Below are 21855 nucleotides of genomic sequence, written 5' to 3' on the forward strand. Positions count from 1 at the left end.
ATCGCGAACCCTAGACCAGTGCCATGAACAGAATGATGATCATGCCCGTCACCGTCGCCACCGGGGCGGCGCTGTGCGTTGCGGCGCTGGGGGCGACGATCACCGATCTCGGGCCGTGGTATCAGGCGCTCGACAAGCCCGGCTGGAACCCGCCCGACGTGCTGTTCCCGATGGGCTGGACGGTGATTTACGCGCTGATCACGATCGCCGGGATCACCGCTTGGCGGGCCGCGCCCACGGCGGCGAAATCCGAATGGGTGCTCATGCTGTTCGCTCTCAACGGTTTTCTCAACATCACCTGGAGCCTGATCTTCTTCCGCATGCAGCGCCCGGATTGGGCCTTCATCGAGCTGACCCTGCTGTGGCTATCGATCGCGGTGCTGATCGTCTATTGCGGCCGCTTTTCGCGCACCGCCGCCGCACTGCTGGTGCCCTATCTGGCGTGGGTGACATTTGCCGGCGCGCTCAACTGGGCGGTGGTGGAACTCAACGCCCCCTTCGGCTGATGCGATGATGGCGGATTTCTTCGCCAGCGGCCATGCGGCTGACCTGATCCTTGCGGTGCTGATGGCAGAGGCGCTGTGGCTGCGGCTGCGGCGCGGGTGGCATTGGCGCGCGGTCGCCGCGCTGCTCGGCCCGGCGGCACTGATAGTGCTGGGGCTGCGGGCGGCGCTGACCGGGGCCGATTGGTGGTGGATCGCGCTGCCGCTGGCAGCGTCGCTGCCGCTGCATCTGATGGATCTGTCGGCGCGCCTTGCCGCGCCTCCCAAGCCCTAACAACCGTCCGATCAGTACGCCGCTCGGCTTGCGCTAGCGTTTTCCAACATTCGCGCATCCGGCGTCGCCCGGCATCATCATCGCCTTGGGGCGTCGATCTTCTAGTACCCCGCCCAAAGAAAAACCCGGCCCGGCCAGAAGGCCAAGCCGGGTCATATTGGTGCCGAGGGTGGAGCAGCCGGGCCGCAAAGCCCGGCCCGCCCTTATTGCCCGGTCGAGCCCGCGATTGCGTCGCTCGGATCGTAGTTTGAGGTTTCCGGAGCGTAGTAATGCTCCTGCGCCCACAGGTACCAGTTATCGACGACCGTGCCGGTCAGCAGGATGCCGATCCCGCCGGTCAGTGTGGTCAACACTGCGAACCACCAGGCCCAACGGTGGATGGATTCGAATGTGGCATTGAAGCCCATCGTCCAGCGCCAGAACAGCGCGCCGCGTTCGGCGGCTGTCCCACGATCGGTGATCTGCTCGATCTCGCGCTCACCGCCGTAACGGCCAAGTGCGAGGATCGTCGCCCCGTGCATCGCGAACAGCAGCGCCGACCCATACAGGAAGACAATCGAGAGCGCGTGGAACGGGTTGTAGAACAGGTTGCCGTAGACCAGCGAGAAATTGTTGGTCCAGTCGAGGTGGCTGAAGATGCCGAACGGCACGGCTTCGGACCACTGGCCCAGCAACATCGGGCGGATAAACCCGAGCACCAGATAGAGCCAGATTGCCGAGGCGAAGGCCCAGGGGATGTGCATCCCCATGCCCAGCGCCTTGGCCCGGCGATAGGTCCGCGCCCACCAGGTCAGGATCGAGACGGTGAGGCTGAAGCCTGCCAGAATCCACCAGCCCCCTTCCTTGAGCGGAACGAACGGGCTGAAGCCGTATTCCGGACCCGGAGGGTTAAGCGAAAGCCAGAAGAATTCGCGCATGAACACCTGCGGGCTCCAGCCGGCCTCGGCCCAGAAGTTGAAGCCGATGATCAGGAACCCCAGCGTGCCGAAAACAAGGCTGATCAGCCCGAGCGTGCCGAGATAGATCGGGCCGAACTGGGCCTGCCCGATCTTGCCCAACCAGTAGTTGTAGCCGGTGTAGGGAATGCGGATGTCTTCGCCGGCAGGCATCGGAACGCCCATTTCCGGCGGCCCCTTGACCTGCACCTGGGTAAAGATGTTTTGATATGTCGCCATGGTTCAGGTGCTCCTTACGACCAGATCGGGATCTTCTTCCAGAAATCCCAGAATTCGATCCAGCTGCCGACATACAGAGTGCCGGAAATGACGATGCAGATGGCGCTCCAGAACCCGGCGCTCAGCGCAAGGAAAAGCCCCACCCGGTGGATGCCGAGCGTGCCGACAGAATAGCCGATGAAGTCACGGAAGTAGGTGTCTTCATATTCCGGCGTCTTCACGTCGGTTCCGCCGGTCGGGTTGACCGCCGAAAGCACCAGGCCGCCATGCAGTGCGAGCGCGAGGCAGTTCGTGAAGAAGAACGTGATCGCGAGCATGTGCACGGGGTTGTAGTGGAAGTTGCCGAAGGCGTAGCCCACGTTCGAGACCCAATCCAGGTGGGTCCAGATGCCGTAGGGAAAGCCGTTGCCCCACGCGCCCATCCACATCGGACGGATCACGTTGAGCGTGACATAGGCGAACACGGCGACGCTGAAGGCGATCGGGACGTGATAGCTCATGCCCAGCTTGCGCGAGATTTCCGCTTGGCGGAGCACCCACGAACTGAAGGCGACCACCGCACAGGCGGTGATCACTTGCCAATATCCGCCCTCGCTCAAGGGAGCAAAGGCGAGCCCGGCGTCGATCGGCGGTGGATTGATCGAGATAAGCCAGGGGTTGAGTGTCGGACCCTGGGCGGCTGCGGCGAATATCAGCGCTGTGCCAAGCAAGGCACTGATAGCCGTCGTCACTCCAAAGAATCCGACATAAAACGGCCCGACCCAAAAATCGAAAAGGTCGCCGCCGATCAATGTACCACCGCGTACGCGGTATTTCCGCTCGAAACTAAGGAGCGCCATAGGTCCATCCTTCCCGCCAGTAAGGCGGGCGTTTGAATTATCGAAAGAGTGTTAGGAGGCAGGCAGGCGAACCTGCCCCCTCACATTTCGAGGTCGGTTATCCCGCCGCCGGAGCTTCCGACGATTCGATAGCGGCCTGTACCGGCGCGGCCACGCCGGGAGCGCGTTCGAGCCAGTTGTAACGATCCGTGCTCAGCAGGATGAAGTGGATCGCGAATGCCAGCACCGCGAGACCCACATGAAGGGCCACGAGAGTGCGGCGGATGTCAAAATAGAACCAGATTCTCCACATGGGAAAATTCCTTTCAAAAGATATGATTAGCACGGCTGCCCGGCGTTAAGCCGGGGTCAGCCGATCACTGGCCGAAGCCAGCGCCAATCCAGGGCTTGTAAGCCCACATGAGGGCATGGGCGACCAGTGCGATCACCACATAGAGGACGAAAGTCCCCATGAAGCCCTTGTGGATTTCCTGTGCCTCTTCGGGCGTCAGGTAAGTCCCGACGCGTTCTCCGGGAGTCGGATCAGCCATAAGTATGTCTCCGTTCAGTTGGGTTTGATTGAGAGCCCGAAAGCTCCCGTCGGCATCCCCGCGTGATCCCCCACGTGGATTGGAGAGCCCCCTTTTGGGGGGCATTGGCATGCGCTGGTGCGGCAAGGGGCCGCACAAGCGAATTCAGTGTGGAGCGGTGCATGCGGTTCATGCTCCTGCTCCTTCCAGCAGCGCCTCTTCGAGGCAGTCTGCCGTGACGATGGCTTCCCCGCGCTGGCGGGCGGTGCGTTCGGCCGCATCGCGCAGGCGCTTGGCTGCGGAAATGCGGATCAGCACCGGCTGGGCATCGACCAATGTATCGAGCCGCGCCTTGGCGTCGTTGTCCCAGGTCAATTCAGCCAGACTGCGCGCCGGGGTCTTGTCGACCTTGTCCAGCTCGGTGCCCAGCGGCAGGATGTGGAACAGCGCATCGAACAGCGCATTGCACACTTCCTGCACCAGATAGGTCGCGCCGCCATAGCCCATGAAGGGCGTGCCGGTGTGCCGGCGGATCGCCGCGCCGGGGAAGCTTGCCGGAATATACATCCCGCGCGCGCCGCATTCGGCCATGTACATGCGTTCGTTGTAGCTGCCGAACATCACCAGCGGCGGGTTGGCGTAAATCGCGGCGCGCACTTCCTCGTTCACCGGCTTGACCCCGGCGCAGCGCGCGAACGCGAAGTTGCAGGGCAGGCCCATATCGTCTTCGAGGAACTGGCGGATGCCGCGCGCATAGGTTTCGTTGGCGACGATGCCGAAGCTCGCCGTGCCGAAGAAATCCTGCGTGACCGAGCGCCACAGATCCCACAATGGCTTAATCGTGGTGTGCTTTTCCCGCTCGATGAAAGGTTCTGGATCGAGGCCCAGTTCGGCTGCCAATGCGCGCAGGAATTTGGTGGTCTGCGTCAGGCCGACCGGTGCCTGGAAATAGGGCCGCTCCAGCGTTTCGCACAGGTTGCGGCCATATTCGCGGTACATGCAGACATTGGCGTCCGATGTCGCCAGATCGCGGATGTCCGCCAGGTGGCTGCCGAGCGGGAACACTATGCCGACTTCGGCACCGATGCCTTCGACCAACCGGCGGATTTCCGCGAGGTCGCTCGGCATATTGAACATACCATAGGCCGGGCCGATGATGTTGACGCGGGGCTTTTCGCCGTCCTTGCGTTCGCGCTTGGCGGGCATTTTCTTGGGGCCGAATTCGGTCCACAGCCACGTCAGCGCGCGGTCAGCCGATTGCCACTGATCTTCGTCAATGGTGCGCGGCAGGAAGCGTTTGATATTAGTGCCTTCGGGCGTCACCCCGCCGCCGATCATCTCGGCGATCGAGCCGGTGACGACCACTGCGGGCAATTCTGTATCCAAGGCCTGCCACGCGCGCTTCATCGCGCCTTCGGTGCCGGTCTTGCCCAGTTCTTCCTCGCCAAGGCCTGTCACAACGATCGGCAGCTCGTGCGGGGGCAGGGCGTCGGTGTAGTGCAGCACCGATGTTACTGGCAGGTTTTCGCAGCCGACGGGGCCATCGATGATGACCTGCAAGCCCTTCACCGCGGTGAAGACGTAGGTTGCGCCCCAATAGCCGCCAGCCCTGTCATGATCGAGAACTAGGCTCATGATCCGATCGCCTCCGCTGCCTTGCGCGCGGCCTCGTTCAAGGCTGCGTACTTCTTGCGGAACTTGGGACGGTCGACGGGGAGTTCTTCCCACACGCCCGCGGCATGCTCGGTGCCGACGCCTTCGAAGAAGTCGCGCATCGCGTCAAAGCGGGTCTTGTTCGCCATCGCCGCGTTGATCACCGTCGCAAGGCTGCCTGCGCCCGCCGGGCCCATCAGCGGCCGGGCCGAGATCAGGTTGGTGAAATACAACGAGGGGATCGCGCGCGATTTTGCATATTGCACCACAGGGGTGGTGCCGATGGCGAGATCGGGGCGGTATTCCTCGACCGCGGCAATATCCTGCTCAAGGCTGGCGCGGAACTGCACCTTCACGCCGCGCGCTTCGAGCCATTCGCGGTCGGGATCCGACCATTTGGTGCGGGGGGTTGCGGTGCCGACATAGGGCACCTCCGCGCCGCTTTCGACCAGCAGGCGCGCAACCAGCAGCTCGGAGCCTTCATAGCCCGAAACCGTGATCCGGCCCTTGATCGGCATTTTGTCGAGCGCGCCGCGGCAGGCGGCAATCATGGTGTTCTTGACCGCGTCGACCTGCGCTTGCGGCAGGCCAAGCGTGTCGCCGAGCGATTGCAGCCAGGCCGCAGTGCCATCCGCGCCGACCGGAGCCGAGCCGATGACCGGGCGCCCGGCGGCTTCGAATTCGCGGATGCTGGCGGTGTAGAACGGGTGGATCGCGGCGACCACGGCGCAATCGAGCGCGGCATAAAGTTCGCGCCATTCGCGGGTCGGGACAACCGGGCCAGCAGCAAGGCCCAAAGGCGCAAGCATCTGTCCGATCACCACCGGATCAGCCGGGAACATCTCGCCCAGCAGCGTCACCGTGGGCTTGTCCGTGCGTTCGCGCGGGGCGGCGACCGGGCCGGCTTTCACTTCGTTGCGCGCATATTGCAGCATCGCACCGGCCAGCACGTCCTTGGCTTCGGCGTGGGTCGGAATGCCGAAGCCCGGCACGTCGATACCGATGATGCGCACGCCGTTGATCTGGTCGCTCAGCAGCCGCAGCGGCACGCCGCTGGCGGTGGGGACGCAGAGGTTGGTGACGATGATCGCATCGTAGAGTTCAGGATCGGCGAGGCCTTCGACCGCTTCCTTGATGTCCTCGAACAGCTTGCCGGTGACCAGCGTTTCGCTGGAGAATGGCACATAGCCCACCGTCCGCCGCGCACCGTAGAAATGCGAGGTGAAGGTGAGGCCGTAAACGCAGCAGGCCGAGCCCGACAGCACGGTCGCGGTGCGGCGCATCCTGAGACCGACGCGCAACGAGCCGAAGGCCGGGCACATCGATTGCGGCTGATCATGCGGGCCCGCCTTCGGATCGACGGGGTAATCTTCGGCATAGCGATCCAGAATTTCGCTCTTGCCCGCAGCCCGCGCGGCATCGCGCATCGTGTCCTTGCTGGCGCAGCCGCCAGCTTCGGGCGCAGCGGTGGAGGCAGCGGAAAGATCGATCCGGTCCGGGGCGCGTGACGCGTCTTGAGGGGTGAGATCGTCCATCGCGCTCATGCCTCGTCGTAAATCACTTCGAGGCTCTCGCGGGTTTCGAACACGCCGCCGCGCATATCGGCCTGCGTCGCCGGAACCAGCTGGACATTGCCGCCGGTCACGTCCGCGCTGAACAGCCCGAGCAGGCCGTCCTGCGTCAGCGGGGTCGGGCGCACCGGGGGCGCTTCGGCGACGTTGATCGCCAGCTCCTCGAACAGGCTCGCCCATTCGCCGCCGGGGATGCCGATGATCTGGTAATTCGCGCTCTTGCGGCGGATATCTTCATTCGCGGGGATCGCGGTGAGCACCGGAATGCCGACCGCTTCTGCGAACGCGTGCGCTTCGCCGGTGCCGTCATCCTTGTTGATGATCATGCCGGCTACGCCGACATTGCCGCCCATCTTGCGGAAATATTCGACCGCCTGGCAGACATTGTTGGCGACATAGAGCGATTGCAGGTCGTTCGATCCGACCACGATGACCTTCTGGCACATGTCGCGGGCGATCGGCAGGCCGAACCCGCCGCACACCACGTCGCCGAGGAAATCGAGCAGCACGTAATCGAAGCCCCAATCGTGGAAGCCCAGCTTTTCGAGCAGTTCGAACCCGTGGATGATCCCGCGACCGCCGCAACCGCGCCCGACTTCGGGGCCGCCGAGTTCCATCGCGAATACGCCGTCACGCTGGAAGCAGACGTCTTCGATTTTCACTTCTTCGCCCGCCAGCTTCTTCTTCGACGATGTCTCGATGATCGTCGGGCAGGACTTGCCGCCGAACAGCAGGCTGGTGGTGTCGGACTTGGGATCGCAACCGATCAGCAACACGCGCTTGCCCTGCTGGGCCATCATGTAGCTGAGGTTGGACAGCGCGAAGCTTTTGCCCGAACCGCCCTTGCCGTAGATCGCGATGACCTGCGTTTCCTTGGTCACTTCGCCGGTGTGAACCGGATCGGGTTCCTGCCCGGCTTCATCGCGAAGCATGGCGGCTTGATCATCCAGGGTTCGGGTTTCGAGTATTGACATCAGCAATTGCTCCAATCGAGAACCATTTTCAGGCAATCAGGGTCGGTGAAGGCCTGCGGATAGGCCTCGCTGGCTTCGGTCGCCGGGCGGCGGTTCGTGACCAGCCCCGCAAGATCGAGCCGCCCGTTTTCGATCAGCACCCGCGTCTCGGCGAGATCGCCGGGCTGCCATTCGGCCGCGATGCGGAAATGCGCTTCCTTCATGAAAGCGGCAGGAAAGGCGAAGCTGACGCGTTCCGAATAGAACCCCGCAAGCACGATCTCGCCGCCTTTGGCGAGCCGCATCACCAGCGTATCTATGAGGTTCGCATCGCCGCTGGCATCGTAGATGGAATGATAATCGCTACGCTCGTCCTGCGACGGGTCGATCACGGCATAGCCGGTCGCGCCCTCGCGCCGGGCGGGGTTGGTTTCCCACACGGTCGGCGGTTTGCCGCCCAGCGCCAGCGTCAGCCGGGCGAGCAAGCGGCCAAGCACGCCGTGGCCGATGATGAGATCGGGCAGCGTGTCACGGCTGTCGATGCCGCCCTTGATCGCGTGGAAGGCGGTGGCGGCCAGCGCGCACAGCACGCCCGCATCGCCCAGATGTTCGGGGATCGGCAGTGCCCGCGCCGAAGGCACGATCACGCGGCGAGCAGTGCCGCCGAACAGCCCGCGCGCGTCGGTGTAGCAATTGGCGCCGGGAACGAAGACCCAATCGCCGATTCGCCCGCGCGCTTCCGGCCCGGCATCGACGATCCGTCCGACCGATTCGTAACCGGGAACCAGCGGATAGCCGAGGCCGGGGAAGGGCGGCATGCGCCCCGTCCACAGCAGCTTTTCGGTACCGGCGCTGATCCCGCTCCACGCGATATCGACGACGACATCTGCCGCCTTGACCGGCTTCATACCCAGCGACCGCAGCGCCAGGCGCTCCGGAGCTTCAAGTATGACAGCCAGCGTGTTCATCGGTTCACTCTCCACCCGTATTTTCGGGCCTTGAACGTCGACTCGAAATGCGAGTTGAAGCGTTCTTCACACTGTTTGCTACGCTTTACGCCATTCACTGTCAATTTGTTTGGACAAGTTTCCCTCAAGCCGTCGCGATGATCACGCTTGCGTTAACCGGTTGCGCAGTTGCGACGGGACGAGCGCGGGCGAAGCCGGCTTTCGTCAGCATGGCGATGATTTCCGCCGGGCTGCGGGGGCGGCCGGAACCCATGGCCCACAGATAAAGCCCGAAAAACGCTTCCCCCATCGGCTCCGCACCCGGAATGCGGGCCATTGGTTCGGCAATCAGCAGGCGTGCGCCGGGAGCAATGCTGGCGCGGATATTGCCGAGCAGCGCGAGCACGGGGGCGTCGTCGTGATCGTGCAAGATCCGGATCAGCGACACCATGTCATAGCCTTGCGGTATGGAATCCTTGAAGAAATTGCCCGGATGGCCCGCAACCCGCGCGGATCCGAAGGTATCGGCGAGCACGGTTTTTCCGGTTTCCACAACTTCGGGGAGGTCGAACAATCCGAGTTCCAGATGCGGCCAGGCAGCGCCGATATGGGTGAGGAACGCCCCGTGTCCGCCGCCGACATCGAGCAGCCGCCGGACGCCCTTGAACGACACCGACGCCAGCACCTCGTCCGCGACGAAATGTTGGGAGGCGGCCATGAGTTGCGAATATTCAGAGGTTTGCGCCCCGCGTTCCGCCCCGCCGTGGAGCGCCCCGGCATAGGTCCAGAAGCGCGACAAATCGGTCGGCTCGCGCCGGTCGCGGCGCAGCAGGGCAAGCGGATCGGCGAGATCGGCATACAGCAGGCGGTGATGGCGGATCATCGCCTGCACCCCCGGATTGGCCGCGAATACCGCGCCCTGTTCGCCCAGCATCCAGCGGTCCGGCCCGGCCTCCTCCGCCAGCATCAGTGACCGCGCAGCGCGCAGCAGGGTAAGGGCGGCATCCTCGCTCAGGTCCATGCGGCGGGCAATTTCCGCCGCACCGATCGGGCCGTCCCGCAGGATGTCGAGCAATCCGCCCTCCACCGCCGCGCGCAGCACCTGCGAATAGGCGAACCCGGCGAGCAGATCGAAAGCGCCATTGGCGCGGCTGCGGGCAATCCGGCGGATCAGCGGCAGGCGCGCGGCCCAGTGTTGAAAGCGCGGGTTGGCGAACACCGCATTGCGGCGTGCGATCCAGCCCGTCCGGATGCCTGTGCGGATGGCACTCCAGTCGGTCACGGGCGGGGAAATTCAGGGGCCATATGTCTAAACAATTGGACAGATGCGGTGACAAGGTCAATGATATTGTCAGGAAATCGGGCAGGGAGGACAGGTGAGCGCGCGAGTCGTCGTGATCGGGGCCGGAATTGGCGGGCTGGTCAGCGCGGCGCTGCTGGCTGCGCGGGGCTGCGATGTCACCGTGTTCGAGAAAGAGGGCTGGGTCGGCGGAAAGGCGCGGCGGGTCACGGTCGACGGTGCAGAGATCGACGGCGGGCCGACGGTGTTCACCTATCGCGCCGTGTTCGACGAAGTGTTCGCGGCGTGTGGAACCCGGCTCGAGGATCACGTCACCATCGCCCGCGCCGAGGTGATCGCCCGCCATGCGTGGGACGACAGCGGCACCCTCGATCTCTACGCTGACCCAGAACGCAGCGCCGCCGCCGTCGATGCCTTCGCCGGAGCGCAGGCTGCGCGCGGATATCGCAGCTTCACCGCCGAGGCGGCGCGCATCTTCGACGTGCTCGAAGACCCGTTCTTGCGCGGCGACAAGGCCTCCACCCCGTTGCCGATGATGTGGCGGATCGGGCCGTGGAAGCTGGGCGATATGCTCGCGATGCGCCCGTTCGACCGGATGTGGACTGCGCTCGGCAGCCACTTCAAGGACCAGCGCCTGCGCCAGCTGTTCGGCCGCTATGCCACCTATTGCGGATCGTCGCCCTTCGCCGCGCCCGCCACGCTGATGCTGATCGCCGATGTCGAGGCGCGCGGGGTGTGGCTGATCGACGGCGGCATCCATGCGCTCGCCACAGCGATTGCGTCCGTTGCCGAGCAACAGGGCGCGCGGGTGCGCACCAATGCGCCGGTGGCCGAAGTACTCACTGCCAATGGCCGCGCCAGCGGGGTGCGACTGGCTTCGGGCGAGGTCATTCCCGCCGACATCGTCATCTGCAACGGCGATCCGGGCGCGCTTGCGACCGGGCGGCTGGGAGCGGCGGCCACGCGCGCGGTGCCCGCGATCCCGCCTGCCAAACGCTCGCTCTCGGCGCTGGTATGGTATGCCCGTACCCGCACCGCAGGATTCGATCTCAGCCACCACAACGTGTTCTTCTCGCCCGATTACGCCCGCGAATTCCGCGAGATCGCCGCTGGCATCACGCCGTCCGATCCCACCGTCTATGTCTGCGCCATGGATCGCGGCGCGAGTGACGACGCGCCGCCGCCGGAAGGCCGCGAACGCCTCCAGATCATCGTCAATGCGCCTGCCTATGGCGACACCCACGCCTATTCACCCGAGGAGAAAGAGCGATGCACCCAAGCCATGATGGCCACGCTGCGGCGCTGCGGTCTGACATTGGAAGAGCCGTTGCCGCACCAGCTCATGACCCCGCAGGATTGGGAGCGCCTGTTCCCGGCCACGGGCGGCGCCCTTTATGGCAGAGCGTCGCACGGCTGGGCGGCCTCTTTCCAGCGGCAGGGGCCCAAGACCCGATTGCCCGGTCTGTATTGCACGGGCGGGGCGACCCATCCGGCGGCTGGGGTGCCCATGGCAGCCTTGTCCGGGCAGCTGGCCGTGCGGGTGATCGAACGGGACCTCGCTTCGACGAGGACATCCCGGCAGGCGGCTACAGCTGGTGGTATGTCGACGCGATCAGCGACGACGGGCAGCACGGGCTGACGATCATCGCCTTTCTGGGCAGCGTGTTCTCGCCCTATTACAAGCGCAGCGGACGGGGCGAGCCGCTCAACCATTGTGCGCTCAACGTCGCGCTCTACGGCCCGCAGGCGCGCTGGACGATGACCGAGCGTGCGTCGGGCGCGGTCGAGCGCGATGCGAGTAACCTCGTGATCGGGCCGAGCAACGTCCGGTGGGAGGGCGACGCGCTCACCATCGACATCGTCGAAGGCGACACCCGCCTGTTCGTGCCGTGGCAACGCCCGGTGGTGGGCCGCGTGCGGGTGCTGCCCGAAGCGCTGAACCGCTCCGCCTTCGCGCTCGACGGTAAGGAGAGCCACATCTGGCACTGCCTCGCGCCGCGCGCGCGGATCGAGGTGGAGATGACCTCGCCCGGCATTTCGTGGAGCGGCAAGGGCTATCTCGATCACAATCGCGGGGCGGAAGCCCTGGAGAAAGGCTTCAACACCTGGCACTGGTCGCGCGCGCATCTCAATGAAGGCGCGCTGGTGTGTTACGAGGGCGAGCGCGGCGACGGATCGCTGTTCGCCAGCGCGCTGCGGTTCGACCGGGACGGCGTGCCCGAACCGGTCGACCTGCCGCCGATCGCGCGACTGCCGCGCAGCAAGTGGCGGGTCGAACGCCGCACCCGGTCCGACATCGGCGTGGCCGAAGTGCGCCGCACGTGGGAGGACACCCCGTTCTACGCCCGCTCCGAACTCGCCTCGCGGTTCGCGGGCGAGGAGGTGGTGGCGGTGCAGGAAAGCCTCGACATGCGGCGCTTCTCCTCGCCGCTGGTGCAGTTCATGCTGCCCTACCGGATGCCGCGCCGGAAGGGGTAGGGCGTTTCCTCCCACCGCTGCGGCGCGCCTGTAGGAGACACATGAGACACTGTCCAGGAACCGAAAACCCCCAGCACCGTGCGGCCTTGTCGGACGGTGGCGGAGGGGGGGCACGCAGGACATGCGCGCAGTGCTGCCGAGTTTTGCGCGGGTAGGAAAGCGCAGGGCGACACAAGAACCGCGAACGTTTTCTGACAAAGCGGCTGGAGCGGGTGAACGGCCATTACCGGGTGACTGCGGACACTAGCGACGAGCGGGCCAGATCAAACCAGATCACACCAGATCACAGGCGCGATCACCTGCTCAGGCCCGCAATGCCGCGCGCGGTTCATCCTTGAGCGCGGACTCCAGCCCCATTTCCGCCAGCCACTTCGAAAATTCATCGTAATTGGCGACAATCTCGCGCAGCGGTCTGGCGTTCACCTTACGGAATGGCGTCGATACGCTGCGATGCGAAAGGTCGAGAAAGTCGAGCACCCGGTCGATGGTCTGCTGGTGCGCCGCAGCCTGCTCCAGATCGCGTTCGTAGACGACTTCATGATAATCGAGACCGGCAAGGGCGGCGCGTTCTTCCTGTTCGAGCGCACGGCGCTGGGCAATCCACGCTTCGAGCGTCGCGCGCCGCACCGTGACCGCCGTTGTCACCGGCCGATCGTCGAGCTTATGGTAATTGTTGCGGGCTTCCGCGACCAGCCCGGACAGGACGTGACGCACCCGGTCGGTTCTGGTGAGGTAGATGATCCGCCAGCCTTCTTCGGCCAGCCCCCGAAGGAATGTCTGCGGATCGAGCGTGCGGCTTCCAGCACGCTCTCGGTCGCGAGTGAGATGATAGATTTTAACGTGGCACAACAGGCTGCGTCCACCGGTGCGGCGCGCGTGTCCGCGCAGTAATGCGCGCGGAAAAAGCGTCCGCTCGTGACCGTCGCCCAGCAGCTCGCCGCGCGCGGTGACGTGCCCGGTCGATCCCAGCAGGCTTTCCAGCACCGTGCTTCCCGATCGCCCCTGGGCAAAAATCAGAACCGGTGCCGCGCGCGGCCGCCCCGGCAGTGCGGCAAGGCCATAGGCGAGCGCGGCGCTGCCGTTGCCTTTCAGCAATTGTGGCAGCGACGAGAACGACATGACCGGACCTCTTTCAGCAGGCGGGATATCAGAGCGATGGGCATCAACTCTGCAGAACGTGCCTGCTCTGGTATCTGCCGCCGCCGCCGCTCTGCCCTATACTCGGTTAAAGCCTCCGGACTAACGGGCGGCAATCGCGGGGTTTTGGCTTCGGATGGCGCGCGGAATTAGCCCATCAAACCGCGTACGAACGGGATCAGCCCGGTCTGGCGGGCGCGTTTCATGCGTTCGGCTTCCAGGATTGCGTGCACCTTGGCGAAGCATTCGCGCACGTCATCGTTGATGATGACGTAGTCGTAGCCGTCCCAGTGGCTGATTTCGGCGCGGGCGCGCTCCATGCGGGCGGCGATCACCTCGGCGCTGTCGGTTGCGCGGCCGGCGAGGCGGCGGTGGAGTTCGTCGATCGAGGGGGGCAGGATGAACACCCGCACCACATCCTGCTGATCCTTCTGGTACAGCTGCTGGGTGCCCTGCCAGTCGATATCGAACAGGAAGTCCCGCCCGTCCTTCAGCGCGGTGCGGATCGCGCCCTTGGGCGTGCCGTAGCGGTGGCCGAACACCTCCGCCCATTCGTAGAAATCGTCTTCCTCGATCATCCGGTCGAAATGTTCGGGCGTGACGAAGTGGTAATGCACCCCATCGATCTCTCCGGCGCGCGGCGGGCGGGTGGTGGCCGAGACCGACAGCCTGATCTCGCTATCGGCGGCGAGCAGCATCTTCGACAGCGTCGTCTTGCCTGCGCCCGATGGCGAGGACAGGATGAACATCAGGCCCCGGCGGTGGAGCGTGTCGTCTGCGTGGTGTGAAGTGTCGCCCATAGTCCCCGTTGCACCAACACAGGCGCACAAATCAAGGGCGCGCGGGTGAATGCGCGGTCAGGATTCGGCGTCGGGCGTGGTTCCGGCTGTTTTGCGGGTGCGGCGTTTGGCCTGAACCCGCTTGCCGCGATCATACAGCACCTTGGCCGCCAGCCCGCCCGCGACCACCGCCAGCCCGACCGGCGAGCGGGTGGCAAGTCGGCTCGCTCCCCAGAGTGCGACCGTGCTCATAACCCCGCGGTTCTCGACCAGCCGTTTTGCATTGTCGGAACCGATTTGGCCGGTGAGAAGTCCCTTTTCGAGCCGCTTGCGAAGCAACAGGTTCGCCCCGCGCAGCACGACGTCGGCGATCATCAGATTGGTGGCCGGATCGGGCGAGGGCAACCGCGATTCGCCGGATTTCCCGGCGTCGGTGCGCTTGGTCGGGGTCCGCCGTCGCACCATCGCGCCTACTTCTTCCTTCCGAAATCGACGCTGACGACGTTGGACCCGTCCCCATCCCCGTCACCATCGGGCTCGGAACCGTCATTCTCGGCGATTTCATGCGCCTCGGGAGCCAGTTCATCGACCGCGGCCTGGAATTGCAGCCCGAAATCGACCGCCGGATCGACGAAGGCAGTGATCGCGGCGAAGGGAATCACCAGCTTGGCGGGCACCTGATTGAAGGTGAGGCTGACGGTGAACCCTTGCGCGCCGACTTCGAGATCCCAGAACTTGTTCTGCAGCACGATCGTCATCTCGTCGGGGAAACGTTCACGCAGGTGCGGCGGCACCGACACGCCCGGCGCGCCGGTCTTGAAGGTGATGTAGAAATGGTGCGCACCGGGCAAGGTCGCGCCGCGATTGACGATCGAACCCAGCACCCGGCCGACCACGGCGCGCAGGGCTTCCTGCACGATCTCGTCGTAGGGGATCAGGCTATCGGGCGTTTCAGTGCTCATACGACGTGAATCGTGGCGAGGCGCGCGGGGTTGGTCAAGCCTTTCCGGCGTTCGCCGCGCGATTGATCGGGAATCTACGACGAGGCGAATGCTTGTCAGCGCCGCCGAGACGACTATAGCGCCGGGCCATGGCCAGCACTCCTTCCCGCACCGGCTCGGTAGAGCGCAACACCACCGAAACGCGGATCGCGATTGCCGTCGATCTCGACGGGACGGGCGCGTATGATGTGTCGACCGGGATCGGCTTTCTCGATCACATGGTCGAACAGTTCAGCCGCCATTCGCTGATCGACGTGACGATGAAGGTCGCCGGCGATCTGCATGTCGACCAGCACCACACGACCGAGGATTCGGCCATCGCACTGGGGCAGGCGATAGCGCAGGCGCTGGGCGACAAGGCCGGGATCGGGCGATACGGCGCGGCCTATTCGCCGATGGACGAGACGCTTTCGCGCGTGGCGCTGGATATTTCCGGGCGGCCCTTCATCGTGTGGAAGGCGGGCTTTACGCAGGAACGCCTGGGCGAATGGGACACCGAGCTGATCGAGCACTGGTTCCATTCGGTGGCGCAGGCGGCGGGGATCACGCTGCATATCGAACTGCTTTACGGCACCAACAACCACCACATCTGCGAAAGCATCTACAAGGGCTTTGCCCGTGCGATGCGGCAGGCGGTGGAACGCGACCCGCGCAAGGGCGAGAGCGTGCCGAGCACCAAGGGGCAGCTTGGTGGCTAGCATCTTCATTGCCTCGCTGACCTACACCGTGCCGATCGAACAGGTCGACGCGGTTCTGGCCAGCCACCTTACATGGCTCAACGCCGGGCATGAGGCAGGGCATTTTCTGGCCTGGGGGCCACGCGAACCGCGCGACGGCGGGTTGATCTTCGTGAAGGCGGCAACCCGGGCCGAGGCGCAGGCCTTGCTGGAAAGCGACCCCTTCATCATCGAAAGTCTGGCCGATCTGACAATTATCGAATGGATTCCCCGGCTCGCCTTCCCCGGATTGGAGGCGTTCAATGGCTGAGGTGGTCGCCTTGGTCGATTACGGCGCAGGCAACCTTCACTCGGTTCACAATGCGCTCAACGCGGCGGGGGCTAGCGTTACCGTCACCGCCGATCCTTTCGTGGTGCGCGCGGCGGATCGGATAGTTCTGCCCGGTGTCGGCAGCTTCAAATCCTGCGCCGAAGGGCTGCGCGCCATCCCGCAAATGGTTGAGGCGATGACCGAGCGGGTGCAGGTCGGCGGCGCGCCGTTCCTCGGCATCTGCGTCGGGATGCAATTGCTCGCGACTCGCGGGCTGGAGCATGGCGAAACACCCGGCCTCGGCTGGATCGCGGGCGAGGTGCGGCTGATCGAGCCGACCGATCCGAGCATCAAGGTGCCGCACATGGGCTGGAACGATGTCGCCATGCTGCCCCATGCGAAGGACCACGCGGTGATCGAGGAGGGCGAGGCCTATTTCCTCCATTCCTATCATTTCGCTGCGACAAATGGCGCGGATATCGCCGCCATGACCGATCACGGCGAGGGGCTGGTCGCAGCGGTCGCGCGCGGCAATATTCTTGGCGTGCAGTTTCACCCGGAAAAGAGCCAGGCCTATGGGCTGGCGACGCTCCGGCGCTTTCTGGAGTGGTTCCCATGAAGGATTTGGCATGATCGTCTTCCCTGCCATCGACCTGAAAGGTGGTCAGGTCGTGCGCCTTGCCGAAGGGGACATGGAGCGCGCCACGATCTACGGCGACAATCCCGCCGCACAGGCGCTGATCTTCGCCGAAGCCGGGGCAGAACACCTGCACGTGGTCGACCTCGACGGCAGCTTTGCGGGCGAAAGCCGCAACCGCGCGGCGGTGGAAGCCATCGTCGAAGCCTTCCCCGGCTATGTCCAACTGGGCGGCGGGATCCGTGATGCAGCCGCGGTCGAGGGCTGGTTCAACCTCGGCGTGGCGCGGGTGGTGATGGGTTCCGCCGCGCTCAAGAATCCCGAATTCGTCAAGGACATGGCGCGCGAATGGGAAGGCGGCATCGTCGTCGCCGTGGACGCGAAGGACGGCATGGTCGCGACCGAGGGCTGGGCCGAAGTGTCGGACGTTCCCGTGGTCGATCTTGCCCGCCGGTTCGAGGATGCGGGCGTCGCCAGCGTGCTGTTTACCGACATTGGCCGCGACGGGCTGCTGAAAGGCGTGAATATCGAAGCGACCGTCGATCTGGCGCGCCGCGTCGACATTCCGGTGATCGCCAGCGGCGGGGTGAAGGGGCTGGACGATATCCACATGCTGGCTCTGCACGCGCATGAGGGGATCGAGGGCGTGATCACGGGCCGCGCGCTGTATGAAGGGCGGCTCGATCTGGCGGCGGCGATTGCGATGGGATCGCGAGAGTGAATCTGCATCGCCATGAAAACCTGATCGTCTTCGTGATCTGTGTTTGTGCCGTGTTGGGTAACTGGATGGGCATTGTTCCAAGTTGGGTGGCCTTTCCAATGATTTTTGCAGGCGCAATCCGCAGAATTCACAAGGACGGTGGCGTCGAGGCAATCCGAAAGGGGTGGCCCAAATGACAGTCCGCATCCGTGTCATCCCCTGCCTCGACGTTGCCGACGGGCGCGTGGTCAAGGGCGTCAATTTCGTCGACCTCAAGGACGCGGGTGATCCGGTCGAGCAGGCGCGCGCCTATGACGCTGCCGGAGCGGACGAGCTGTGTTTCCTCGACATTTCCGCCAGCCACGAAGGGCGCGGGACGCTGCTCGACATGGTGCGGCGCACGGCGGAGGTGTGCTTCATGCCGCTCACCGTCGGCGGCGGAGTGCGCAGCCCCGAGGATGCGCGCGCGCTGTTGCTGGCGGGCGCGGACAAGGTCGCGGTGAATTCCGCAGCGGTTGCCCGGCCCGAACTGGTGGGCGAGATCGCAGCGCGCTTCGGCAGCCAATGCGTCGTCGCCAGCGTGGACGCGCGCCGCGTGGTGCCGACCACCGGCGAGGAATCGCCCAAATGGGAAATCTTCACCCACGGCGGACGCAAGCCGACCGGGATTGATGCGGTCGAATACGCCATGAAGGTCGCGGAGCTGGGCGCGGGCGAACTGCTTGTCACCTCGATGGACGGGGATGGCACGAAAGCCGGCTACGACCTCGATCTGACCCGCACCATCGCGGACCGGGTCAGCGTGCCGGTGATCGCCAGCGGCGGTGTCGGCAGCCTCGATCATCTGGTGGACGGGGTGACGAAGGGCCACGCCAGCGCAGTCCTGGCGGCCTCGATCTTCCATTTCGGCACCCACACCATCGCCGAGGCGCACGCAGCATTGCGGGCCGCAGGGATTCCCGCGCGCGGTTGAAACTTCGTCATTGCGAGCGTAGCGAAGCAATCCAGAGCGGCTAGCGAGGCGCTCTGGATTGCCGCGCGCCTGCGGCGCTCGCAATGACGAGAGTTGAACCGTGTCCGACACCCTCACCCGCCTTGAAGCCGCCATCGCCCAGCGCCGCCATGCCTCACCCGAGGAAAGCTATGTGGCGAAGCTGCACGCCAAGGGCCTCAACAAGATCGCGCAGAAGCTGGGCGAGGAAGCGACCGAGGCGGTGATCGCCGCGTTGGCCGGAGACGAGCCGGAGCTGGTGGGCGAAGCCGCCGACCTGTTGTTCCATCTCATGGTCCTGCTCGGCGCCAGGGGCGTGACGCTGCAACAGGTGCTCGCCGAACTCGACCGCCGCGAAGGCACCTCGGGCCTCGCCGAAAAAGCTGCACGGAGCGAATGATGCCGATCGACCCGACCTTGCCCTATGACGACAACAACATCTTCGCGAAGATCCTGCGCGGGGAAATCCCCTCGAACAAGGTCTATGAGGATGAATGGGCCTTCGCGTTCGAGGACATCAGCCCGCAAGCCGCAATCCACACGCTGGTGATCCCGAAGGGGCGCTATGTCAGCTGGGACGATTTCTCAGCCAAGGCGTCCGACGCCGAAATCGCCGGGTTCATCCGCGCGGTGGGCGAAGTGGCGCGGGCCAAGGGGCTGGTCGAACCGGGCTACCGCCTGCTCGCCAATGTCGGCGCGCATGGCGGACAGGAAGTACCGCACCTTCACGTGCATATCTTCGGCGGCGAGCCGCTGGGGAGGATGATCAGCAAGCATTGAGGCATCGCGCCCTTATTCCACTGCCGTTCATCGACAAAAAACCACACGTGGCTTTGCAGCGATTCCCCGCTGCGCTAGGTGGCGCGTGATGATCTCTCCCAATCCTCCCGGCGGCATCCTCGATGGTGTGCGGCATTTATATGCGGTGCGGGTGTATTACGAGGATACCGATCTGTCGGGGATCACCTACCACGCCAATTACCTGCGCTGGTTCGAACGCGCGCGCAGCGACCTGCTGCGGCTGCTCGGCATCGATCAACGCGCGGCGATCGAAGCGGGTGAGGGCGCCTATGCCCTGTCCGAAGTGAACCTGAAATACCTGCGCCCGGCCAGACTTGACGATGACGTGGTGATCGAAACCCGCTGCACCGAACTCGGCGCGGCATCGTGCCGGATGCACCAGATTGCGCGGCGCGGGGACGATATCCTGTGCGAGGCGAACCTGCGGGTCGGCTTCATCACATTGGACGGCCGCCCGCGCCGTCAGCCTGCCGAATGGCGTACCGCATTCCAGACTTTCATGAACGAGGAAACCTGAACCCGTGACGCTCGCCCTCTCCAGCGCCGCCGGTGCGGCCCCTGTGGCCACCCGGCTCGACCCGCTCGAACTGTTCCTGCAGGCCGACATCATCGTTCAGGCGGTGATGCTGGGCCTGATCGTGGCCAGTATCTGGGTGTGGATGATCATCGTCTCGTTCTCCCTGCGGATCGGAAAGCTCGACAAGGCCTCGCGCGAATACGAGGGCGTGTTCTGGGAGGAGCGCGACACGAACACGCTGGTCGGCAAGCAGCAGCGCCGGGAAGTGCCCGCCGCCCGCGTGGTCGGCGCCGGGCTGGATGAATGGAAGAAATCCACCGCCAAACAACCGGTCGATCGCGAGGCGACCCGCCAGCGCATCGGTGCGGCGATGGAAAGCCAGGTCGCCGAAGAAGCGGACGAGTTGGCCGGGCGGTTAAACTTCCTCGCCACGGTCGGATCGGTCGCGCCGTTTGTGGGCCTGTTCGGCACGGTATGGGGGATCATGAACAGCTTCTTCCAGATCGGCGCGCAGCAGAGTGCGTCGCTGGCCGTGGTCGCCCCCGGCATTGCCGAGGCCCTGTTCGCCACCGCCATCGGGTTGTTCGCAGCCATCCCGGCGGTGATCGCCTATAACCGCTTTTCGGGCGCGGTGAACGTGTACGAAGCCAAGCTGCAACGCTTCGCCGACAAGGTCCACGCAGGGCTGAGCCGCGAACTGGATCGGGTGTGAGGGTATGATGGAAGGCGCAACAACCGGCTGCGCAGCAGCCGCAAGGGCGACCGCCCGCCCGCAGCGGGCGCAGCTTTGCTGCGCGTATAGCGAGGATCGCGCGCCCGGAGGGGCGTGCGGAACACAAGCATGGCGATGAGCATGTCCTCCTCCCGCCGCAGAGGCACCAAGCGCACGCGCCGCGCGGCGATGGCCGAGATTAACGTCACGCCGCTGGTGGACGTGATGCTGGTGCTGCTGATCATCTTCATGGTCACGGTAACGCTGCCCGCGGTCGGCGTGCCGGTCGAATTGCCCGAAAGCCGCGCTGCTGCGGTCGAGGAGCAGCCGGACCAGATCACCATCTCCATCGACCGCGCGGGCGTCATCTATATCGAGGACGAGGCAGTGTCCCAAGGCCGCTTGCCCGAAGCGCTCGAAGCGCTTGATCGCGGCGGCGAGCAGCCGCTGGTCGTGCTGCGCGGCGACCGCAGCCTCGATTATGGCCGGGTGATGCAGGTTATGGGCGAGTTGGGCCGTGCGGGCTTTACTTCGATCTCGCTGGTCACCGACGGTTCAGTTTCACCGCCATAACCGGGACGATGATGGGAGAGATCGCCTTTCGCAACGAGGAAAAGATCGGCTTTGCCGCAGCATTGGTGCTGCACGGCGCGCTGGTTGCCGTGCTGCTGATGCAGGCGGTGCGCAGCGAAGTGTCGGTGTTTCCCGAGCGGATGACGGTAAGCCTGGCGACCGAAGTGGGGCTGGAGGCGGCCTCGCCCGATCCGGTGGCTGAAAGCCGCGCCGCCATCGCGCCGACGCTGTCCGATGATCCCGCGCCCGCGCCCGAACCGGCGGCTGCCGAGCGTGCGGAGCGTGCCGCGCCGACGCCGCCGCCGACCCAGCGCACAACCCGCACCGCTTCGACCCAGCCAACCCGTGACCGTTCGCGTCCCGACCGAACGCCCTCCAAACCTGCCGCGACGCCCGCCAAGGCGGCGGAAAGGGGCGGCGGCAGCCTGATCGGGGACGATTTTCTCGAAGGCAAAGGCAGCTCGACCACCACGGAGGAGACCCGCGCACCTGCGGCGAATTTCGGCAGTGCCGAGCGCGCGGCGCTGTCCTCGGCGATCACCCGCCAGTTGCGCCCGCATTGGACTGCGCCTTCGGGCGTGGATACCGAAAAGCTCGTCTCGACCGTCTCGTGGGATCTGAACCCCGATGGCAGCCTCAAGGGCCGCCCGCGCTGCAGGACAGATGCCAGCAGCATCACGGCCAGCAACCAGCCGCAGGCCGGCCTGCATTGCGAGCGCGCCATTCGTGCGGTTCAGCTGGCCGCTCCTTTCAAACTGCCCGACCAATTCTACGATCGCTGGAAGGCGCTCGAATGGCAATTCGACCGAAGGCTCTGA

Annotated in this window: 28 protein-coding genes; 15 read left to right on the forward strand and 13 right to left on the reverse strand. The window is 64.9% G+C overall.

The features are described from left to right. The first annotated feature begins 23 nt into the window (after positions 1 to 23). Positions 24 to 506, forward strand: a complete 483-nt coding sequence (locus Q0L48_RS03405) for a TspO/MBR family protein (RefSeq protein WP_296717287.1) — start codon at positions 24 to 26, stop codon at positions 504 to 506. A 4-nt stretch (positions 507 to 510) separates the two neighbouring features. Next, a complete protein-coding gene (locus tag Q0L48_RS03410) occupies positions 511 to 777 on the forward strand; it encodes a hypothetical protein (RefSeq protein WP_296717289.1) in 267 nt (88 codons plus the stop codon). Positions 778 to 980: 203 nt separating this feature from the next. Here the strand turns inward: Q0L48_RS03410 and pufM are convergent, their stop codons facing one another. From pufM to Q0L48_RS03455, 9 genes are all read right to left on the reverse strand, one after another. Then, the gene (pufM, locus tag Q0L48_RS03415; protein ID WP_296717293.1) at positions 981 to 1952 is read right to left on the reverse strand and encodes a photosynthetic reaction center subunit M; all 972 of its coding nucleotides are present in this window, start codon (positions 1950 to 1952) and stop codon (positions 981 to 983) included. Between the two features lie 14 nt (positions 1953 to 1966). Continuing rightward, entirely contained in the window at positions 1967 to 2791 is an 825-nt protein-coding gene (gene pufL / locus Q0L48_RS03420; protein WP_296717295.1) for a photosynthetic reaction center subunit L, read from the reverse strand. A 97-nt stretch (positions 2792 to 2888) separates the two neighbouring features. Continuing rightward, positions 2889 to 3083 (reverse strand): light-harvesting antenna LH1, alpha subunit, encoded by a 195-nt coding sequence (pufA, locus tag Q0L48_RS03425; RefSeq protein ID WP_296717296.1) that lies wholly within the window; start codon positions 3081 to 3083, stop codon positions 2889 to 2891. A 64-nt stretch (positions 3084 to 3147) separates the two neighbouring features. After that, positions 3148 to 3321 (reverse strand): light-harvesting antenna LH1, beta subunit, encoded by a 174-nt coding sequence (gene pufB, locus Q0L48_RS03430; RefSeq protein ID WP_296717298.1) that lies wholly within the window; start codon positions 3319 to 3321, stop codon positions 3148 to 3150. A 168-nt stretch (positions 3322 to 3489) separates the two neighbouring features. Then, complete coding sequence (gene bchZ, locus Q0L48_RS03435; RefSeq protein WP_296717299.1) at positions 3490 to 4935, reverse strand: chlorophyllide a reductase subunit Z; 1446 nt, start codon at positions 4933 to 4935, stop codon at positions 3490 to 3492. Then, positions 4932 to 6488 carry a chlorophyllide a reductase subunit Y gene (bchY, locus tag Q0L48_RS03440; RefSeq protein ID WP_296717301.1) on the reverse strand — a complete coding sequence of 519 codons (1557 nt, stop codon included), beginning with the start codon at positions 6486 to 6488 and terminating at the stop codon, positions 4932 to 4934. The genes bchZ and bchY overlap by 4 nt, the downstream gene beginning before the upstream one ends. Positions 6489 to 6493: 5 nt before the next feature. Next, positions 6494 to 7498: a chlorophyllide a reductase iron protein subunit X gene (locus Q0L48_RS03445; protein WP_296717302.1), complete on the reverse strand. Its 1005-nt coding sequence runs from the start codon at positions 7496 to 7498 to the stop codon at positions 6494 to 6496. Continuing rightward, positions 7498 to 8445 (reverse strand): chlorophyll synthesis pathway protein BchC, encoded by a 948-nt coding sequence (gene bchC, locus Q0L48_RS03450; protein ID WP_296717303.1) that lies wholly within the window; start codon positions 8443 to 8445, stop codon positions 7498 to 7500. The genes Q0L48_RS03445 and bchC overlap by 1 nt, the downstream gene beginning before the upstream one ends. A 124-nt stretch (positions 8446 to 8569) precedes the next feature. Beyond that, positions 8570 to 9706, reverse strand: coding sequence for a methyltransferase (locus tag Q0L48_RS03455; protein ID WP_296717304.1), 1137 nt, complete (start codon positions 9704 to 9706; stop codon positions 8570 to 8572). Positions 9707 to 9800: 94 nt separating this feature from the next. Between Q0L48_RS03455 and crtD the strand changes: the two genes are divergently transcribed. Next, positions 9801 to 11363 (forward strand): 1-hydroxycarotenoid 3,4-desaturase CrtD, encoded by a 1563-nt coding sequence (gene crtD / locus Q0L48_RS03460; protein ID WP_296717305.1) that lies wholly within the window; start codon positions 9801 to 9803, stop codon positions 11361 to 11363. A gap of 23 nt (positions 11364 to 11386) precedes the next feature. Beyond that, a complete protein-coding gene (locus tag Q0L48_RS03465) occupies positions 11387 to 12202 on the forward strand; it encodes a hydroxyneurosporene dehydrogenase (protein WP_296717307.1) in 816 nt (271 codons plus the stop codon). A gap of 303 nt (positions 12203 to 12505) precedes the next feature. Here the strand turns inward: Q0L48_RS03465 and Q0L48_RS03470 are convergent, their stop codons facing one another. From Q0L48_RS03470 to Q0L48_RS03485, 4 genes are all read right to left on the reverse strand, one after another. Next, positions 12506 to 13321, reverse strand: coding sequence for a hypothetical protein (locus Q0L48_RS03470; RefSeq protein ID WP_296717308.1), 816 nt, complete (start codon positions 13319 to 13321; stop codon positions 12506 to 12508). A gap of 167 nt (positions 13322 to 13488) precedes the next feature. Then, positions 13489 to 14139 (reverse strand): guanylate kinase, encoded by a 651-nt coding sequence (gene gmk, locus Q0L48_RS03475; protein WP_296717311.1) that lies wholly within the window; start codon positions 14137 to 14139, stop codon positions 13489 to 13491. Between the two features lie 57 nt (positions 14140 to 14196). Continuing rightward, a complete protein-coding gene (locus tag Q0L48_RS03480; protein WP_296717313.1) occupies positions 14197 to 14583 on the reverse strand; it encodes a hypothetical protein in 387 nt (128 codons plus the stop codon). A gap of 5 nt (positions 14584 to 14588) precedes the next feature. Continuing rightward, on the reverse strand, positions 14589 to 15080 hold the full coding sequence (locus Q0L48_RS03485; protein WP_296717315.1) for an SspB family protein: 492 nt from the start codon (positions 15078 to 15080) through the stop codon (positions 14589 to 14591). Positions 15081 to 15208: 128 nt separating this feature from the next. Between Q0L48_RS03485 and hisB the strand changes: the two genes are divergently transcribed. The 11 genes from hisB (at position 15209) to Q0L48_RS03540 (ending at position 21855) form a co-directional block, all read left to right on the forward strand. Further along, the gene (gene hisB / locus Q0L48_RS03490) at positions 15209 to 15817 is read left to right on the forward strand and encodes an imidazoleglycerol-phosphate dehydratase HisB (RefSeq protein ID WP_296717317.1); all 609 of its coding nucleotides are present in this window, start codon (positions 15209 to 15211) and stop codon (positions 15815 to 15817) included. Then, on the forward strand, positions 15810 to 16106 hold the full coding sequence (locus Q0L48_RS03495) for a YciI family protein (RefSeq protein ID WP_296717318.1): 297 nt from the start codon (positions 15810 to 15812) through the stop codon (positions 16104 to 16106). The genes hisB and Q0L48_RS03495 overlap by 8 nt, the downstream gene beginning before the upstream one ends. Then, the gene (hisH, locus tag Q0L48_RS03500; protein ID WP_296717321.1) at positions 16099 to 16725 is read left to right on the forward strand and encodes an imidazole glycerol phosphate synthase subunit HisH; all 627 of its coding nucleotides are present in this window, start codon (positions 16099 to 16101) and stop codon (positions 16723 to 16725) included. The genes Q0L48_RS03495 and hisH overlap by 8 nt, the downstream gene beginning before the upstream one ends. A 10-nt stretch (positions 16726 to 16735) precedes the next feature. Beyond that, on the forward strand, positions 16736 to 17464 hold the full coding sequence (hisA, locus tag Q0L48_RS03505) for a 1-(5-phosphoribosyl)-5-[(5-phosphoribosylamino)methylideneamino]imidazole-4-carboxamide isomerase (RefSeq protein ID WP_296717322.1): 729 nt from the start codon (positions 16736 to 16738) through the stop codon (positions 17462 to 17464). 172 nt (positions 17465 to 17636) lie between these two features. Further along, positions 17637 to 18416, forward strand: coding sequence for an imidazole glycerol phosphate synthase subunit HisF (gene hisF, locus Q0L48_RS03510; RefSeq protein ID WP_296717325.1), 780 nt, complete (start codon positions 17637 to 17639; stop codon positions 18414 to 18416). A gap of 100 nt (positions 18417 to 18516) precedes the next feature. Beyond that, positions 18517 to 18834, forward strand: coding sequence for a phosphoribosyl-ATP diphosphatase (locus Q0L48_RS03515; RefSeq protein ID WP_296717326.1), 318 nt, complete (start codon positions 18517 to 18519; stop codon positions 18832 to 18834). Further along, complete coding sequence (locus tag Q0L48_RS03520; RefSeq protein WP_296717329.1) at positions 18834 to 19214, forward strand: histidine triad nucleotide-binding protein; 381 nt, start codon at positions 18834 to 18836, stop codon at positions 19212 to 19214. The genes Q0L48_RS03515 and Q0L48_RS03520 overlap by 1 nt, the downstream gene beginning before the upstream one ends. Positions 19215 to 19302: 88 nt before the next feature. Next, entirely contained in the window at positions 19303 to 19752 is a 450-nt protein-coding gene (locus Q0L48_RS03525) for a YbgC/FadM family acyl-CoA thioesterase (RefSeq protein ID WP_296717331.1), read from the forward strand. A gap of 4 nt (positions 19753 to 19756) precedes the next feature. Then, a complete protein-coding gene (gene tolQ / locus Q0L48_RS03530; protein ID WP_296717334.1) occupies positions 19757 to 20464 on the forward strand; it encodes a protein TolQ in 708 nt (235 codons plus the stop codon). Between the two features lie 129 nt (positions 20465 to 20593). Further along, a complete protein-coding gene (locus tag Q0L48_RS03535; RefSeq protein ID WP_296717335.1) occupies positions 20594 to 21037 on the forward strand; it encodes a biopolymer transporter ExbD in 444 nt (147 codons plus the stop codon). Positions 21038 to 21048: 11 nt separating this feature from the next. Further along, positions 21049 to 21855, forward strand: coding sequence for an energy transducer TonB (locus tag Q0L48_RS03540; protein ID WP_296717337.1), 807 nt, complete (start codon positions 21049 to 21051; stop codon positions 21853 to 21855).

It is taken from the genome of Erythrobacter sp. (genome assembly GCF_024305245.1).
GTDB lineage: Bacteria > Pseudomonadota > Alphaproteobacteria > Sphingomonadales > Sphingomonadaceae > Erythrobacter.

Coding starts and splice junctions, on each gene's coding strand:
- pufA (WP_296717296.1), bottom strand. CDS start 3,083: ATGTGGAGAATCTGGTTCTATTTTGACATCCGCCGCACTCTCGTGGCC.
- Q0L48_RS03445 (WP_296717302.1), bottom strand. CDS start 7,498: ATGTCAATACTCGAAACCCGAACCCTGGATGATCAAGCCGCCATGCTT.
- Q0L48_RS03410 (WP_296717289.1), top strand. CDS start 511: ATGATGGCGGATTTCTTCGCCAGCGGCCATGCGGCTGACCTGATCCTT.
- hisA (WP_296717322.1), top strand. CDS start 16,736: ATGATCGTCTTCCCTGCCATCGACCTGAAAGGTGGTCAGGTCGTGCGC.
- gmk (WP_296717311.1), bottom strand. CDS start 14,139: ATGGGCGACACTTCACACCACGCAGACGACACGCTCCACCGCCGGGGC.
- Q0L48_RS03535 (WP_296717335.1), top strand. CDS start 20,594: ATGGCGATGAGCATGTCCTCCTCCCGCCGCAGAGGCACCAAGCGCACG.
- Q0L48_RS03520 (WP_296717329.1), top strand. CDS start 18,834: ATGCCGATCGACCCGACCTTGCCCTATGACGACAACAACATCTTCGCG.
- pufB (WP_296717298.1), bottom strand. CDS start 3,321: ATGGCTGATCCGACTCCCGGAGAACGCGTCGGGACTTACCTGACGCCC.
- hisH (WP_296717321.1), top strand. CDS start 16,099: ATGGCTGAGGTGGTCGCCTTGGTCGATTACGGCGCAGGCAACCTTCAC.
- Q0L48_RS03405 (WP_296717287.1), top strand. CDS start 24: ATGAACAGAATGATGATCATGCCCGTCACCGTCGCCACCGGGGCGGCG.
- Q0L48_RS03485 (WP_296717315.1), bottom strand. CDS start 15,080: ATGAGCACTGAAACGCCCGATAGCCTGATCCCCTACGACGAGATCGTG.
- Q0L48_RS03540 (WP_296717337.1), top strand. CDS start 21,049: ATGGGAGAGATCGCCTTTCGCAACGAGGAAAAGATCGGCTTTGCCGCA.
- hisB (WP_296717317.1), top strand. CDS start 15,209: ATGGCCAGCACTCCTTCCCGCACCGGCTCGGTAGAGCGCAACACCACC.
- bchZ (WP_296717299.1), bottom strand. CDS start 4,935: ATGAGCCTAGTTCTCGATCATGACAGGGCTGGCGGCTATTGGGGCGCA.
- pufM (WP_296717293.1), bottom strand. CDS start 1,952: ATGGCGACATATCAAAACATCTTTACCCAGGTGCAGGTCAAGGGGCCG.
- bchY (WP_296717301.1), bottom strand. CDS start 6,488: ATGGACGATCTCACCCCTCAAGACGCGTCACGCGCCCCGGACCGGATC.
- Q0L48_RS03480 (WP_296717313.1), bottom strand. CDS start 14,583: ATGGTGCGACGGCGGACCCCGACCAAGCGCACCGACGCCGGGAAATCC.
- bchC (WP_296717303.1), bottom strand. CDS start 8,445: ATGAACACGCTGGCTGTCATACTTGAAGCTCCGGAGCGCCTGGCGCTG.
- Q0L48_RS03525 (WP_296717331.1), top strand. CDS start 19,303: ATGATCTCTCCCAATCCTCCCGGCGGCATCCTCGATGGTGTGCGGCAT.
- Q0L48_RS03470 (WP_296717308.1), bottom strand. CDS start 13,321: ATGTCGTTCTCGTCGCTGCCACAATTGCTGAAAGGCAACGGCAGCGCC.
- hisF (WP_296717325.1), top strand. CDS start 17,637: ATGACAGTCCGCATCCGTGTCATCCCCTGCCTCGACGTTGCCGACGGG.
- pufL (WP_296717295.1), bottom strand. CDS start 2,791: ATGGCGCTCCTTAGTTTCGAGCGGAAATACCGCGTACGCGGTGGTACA.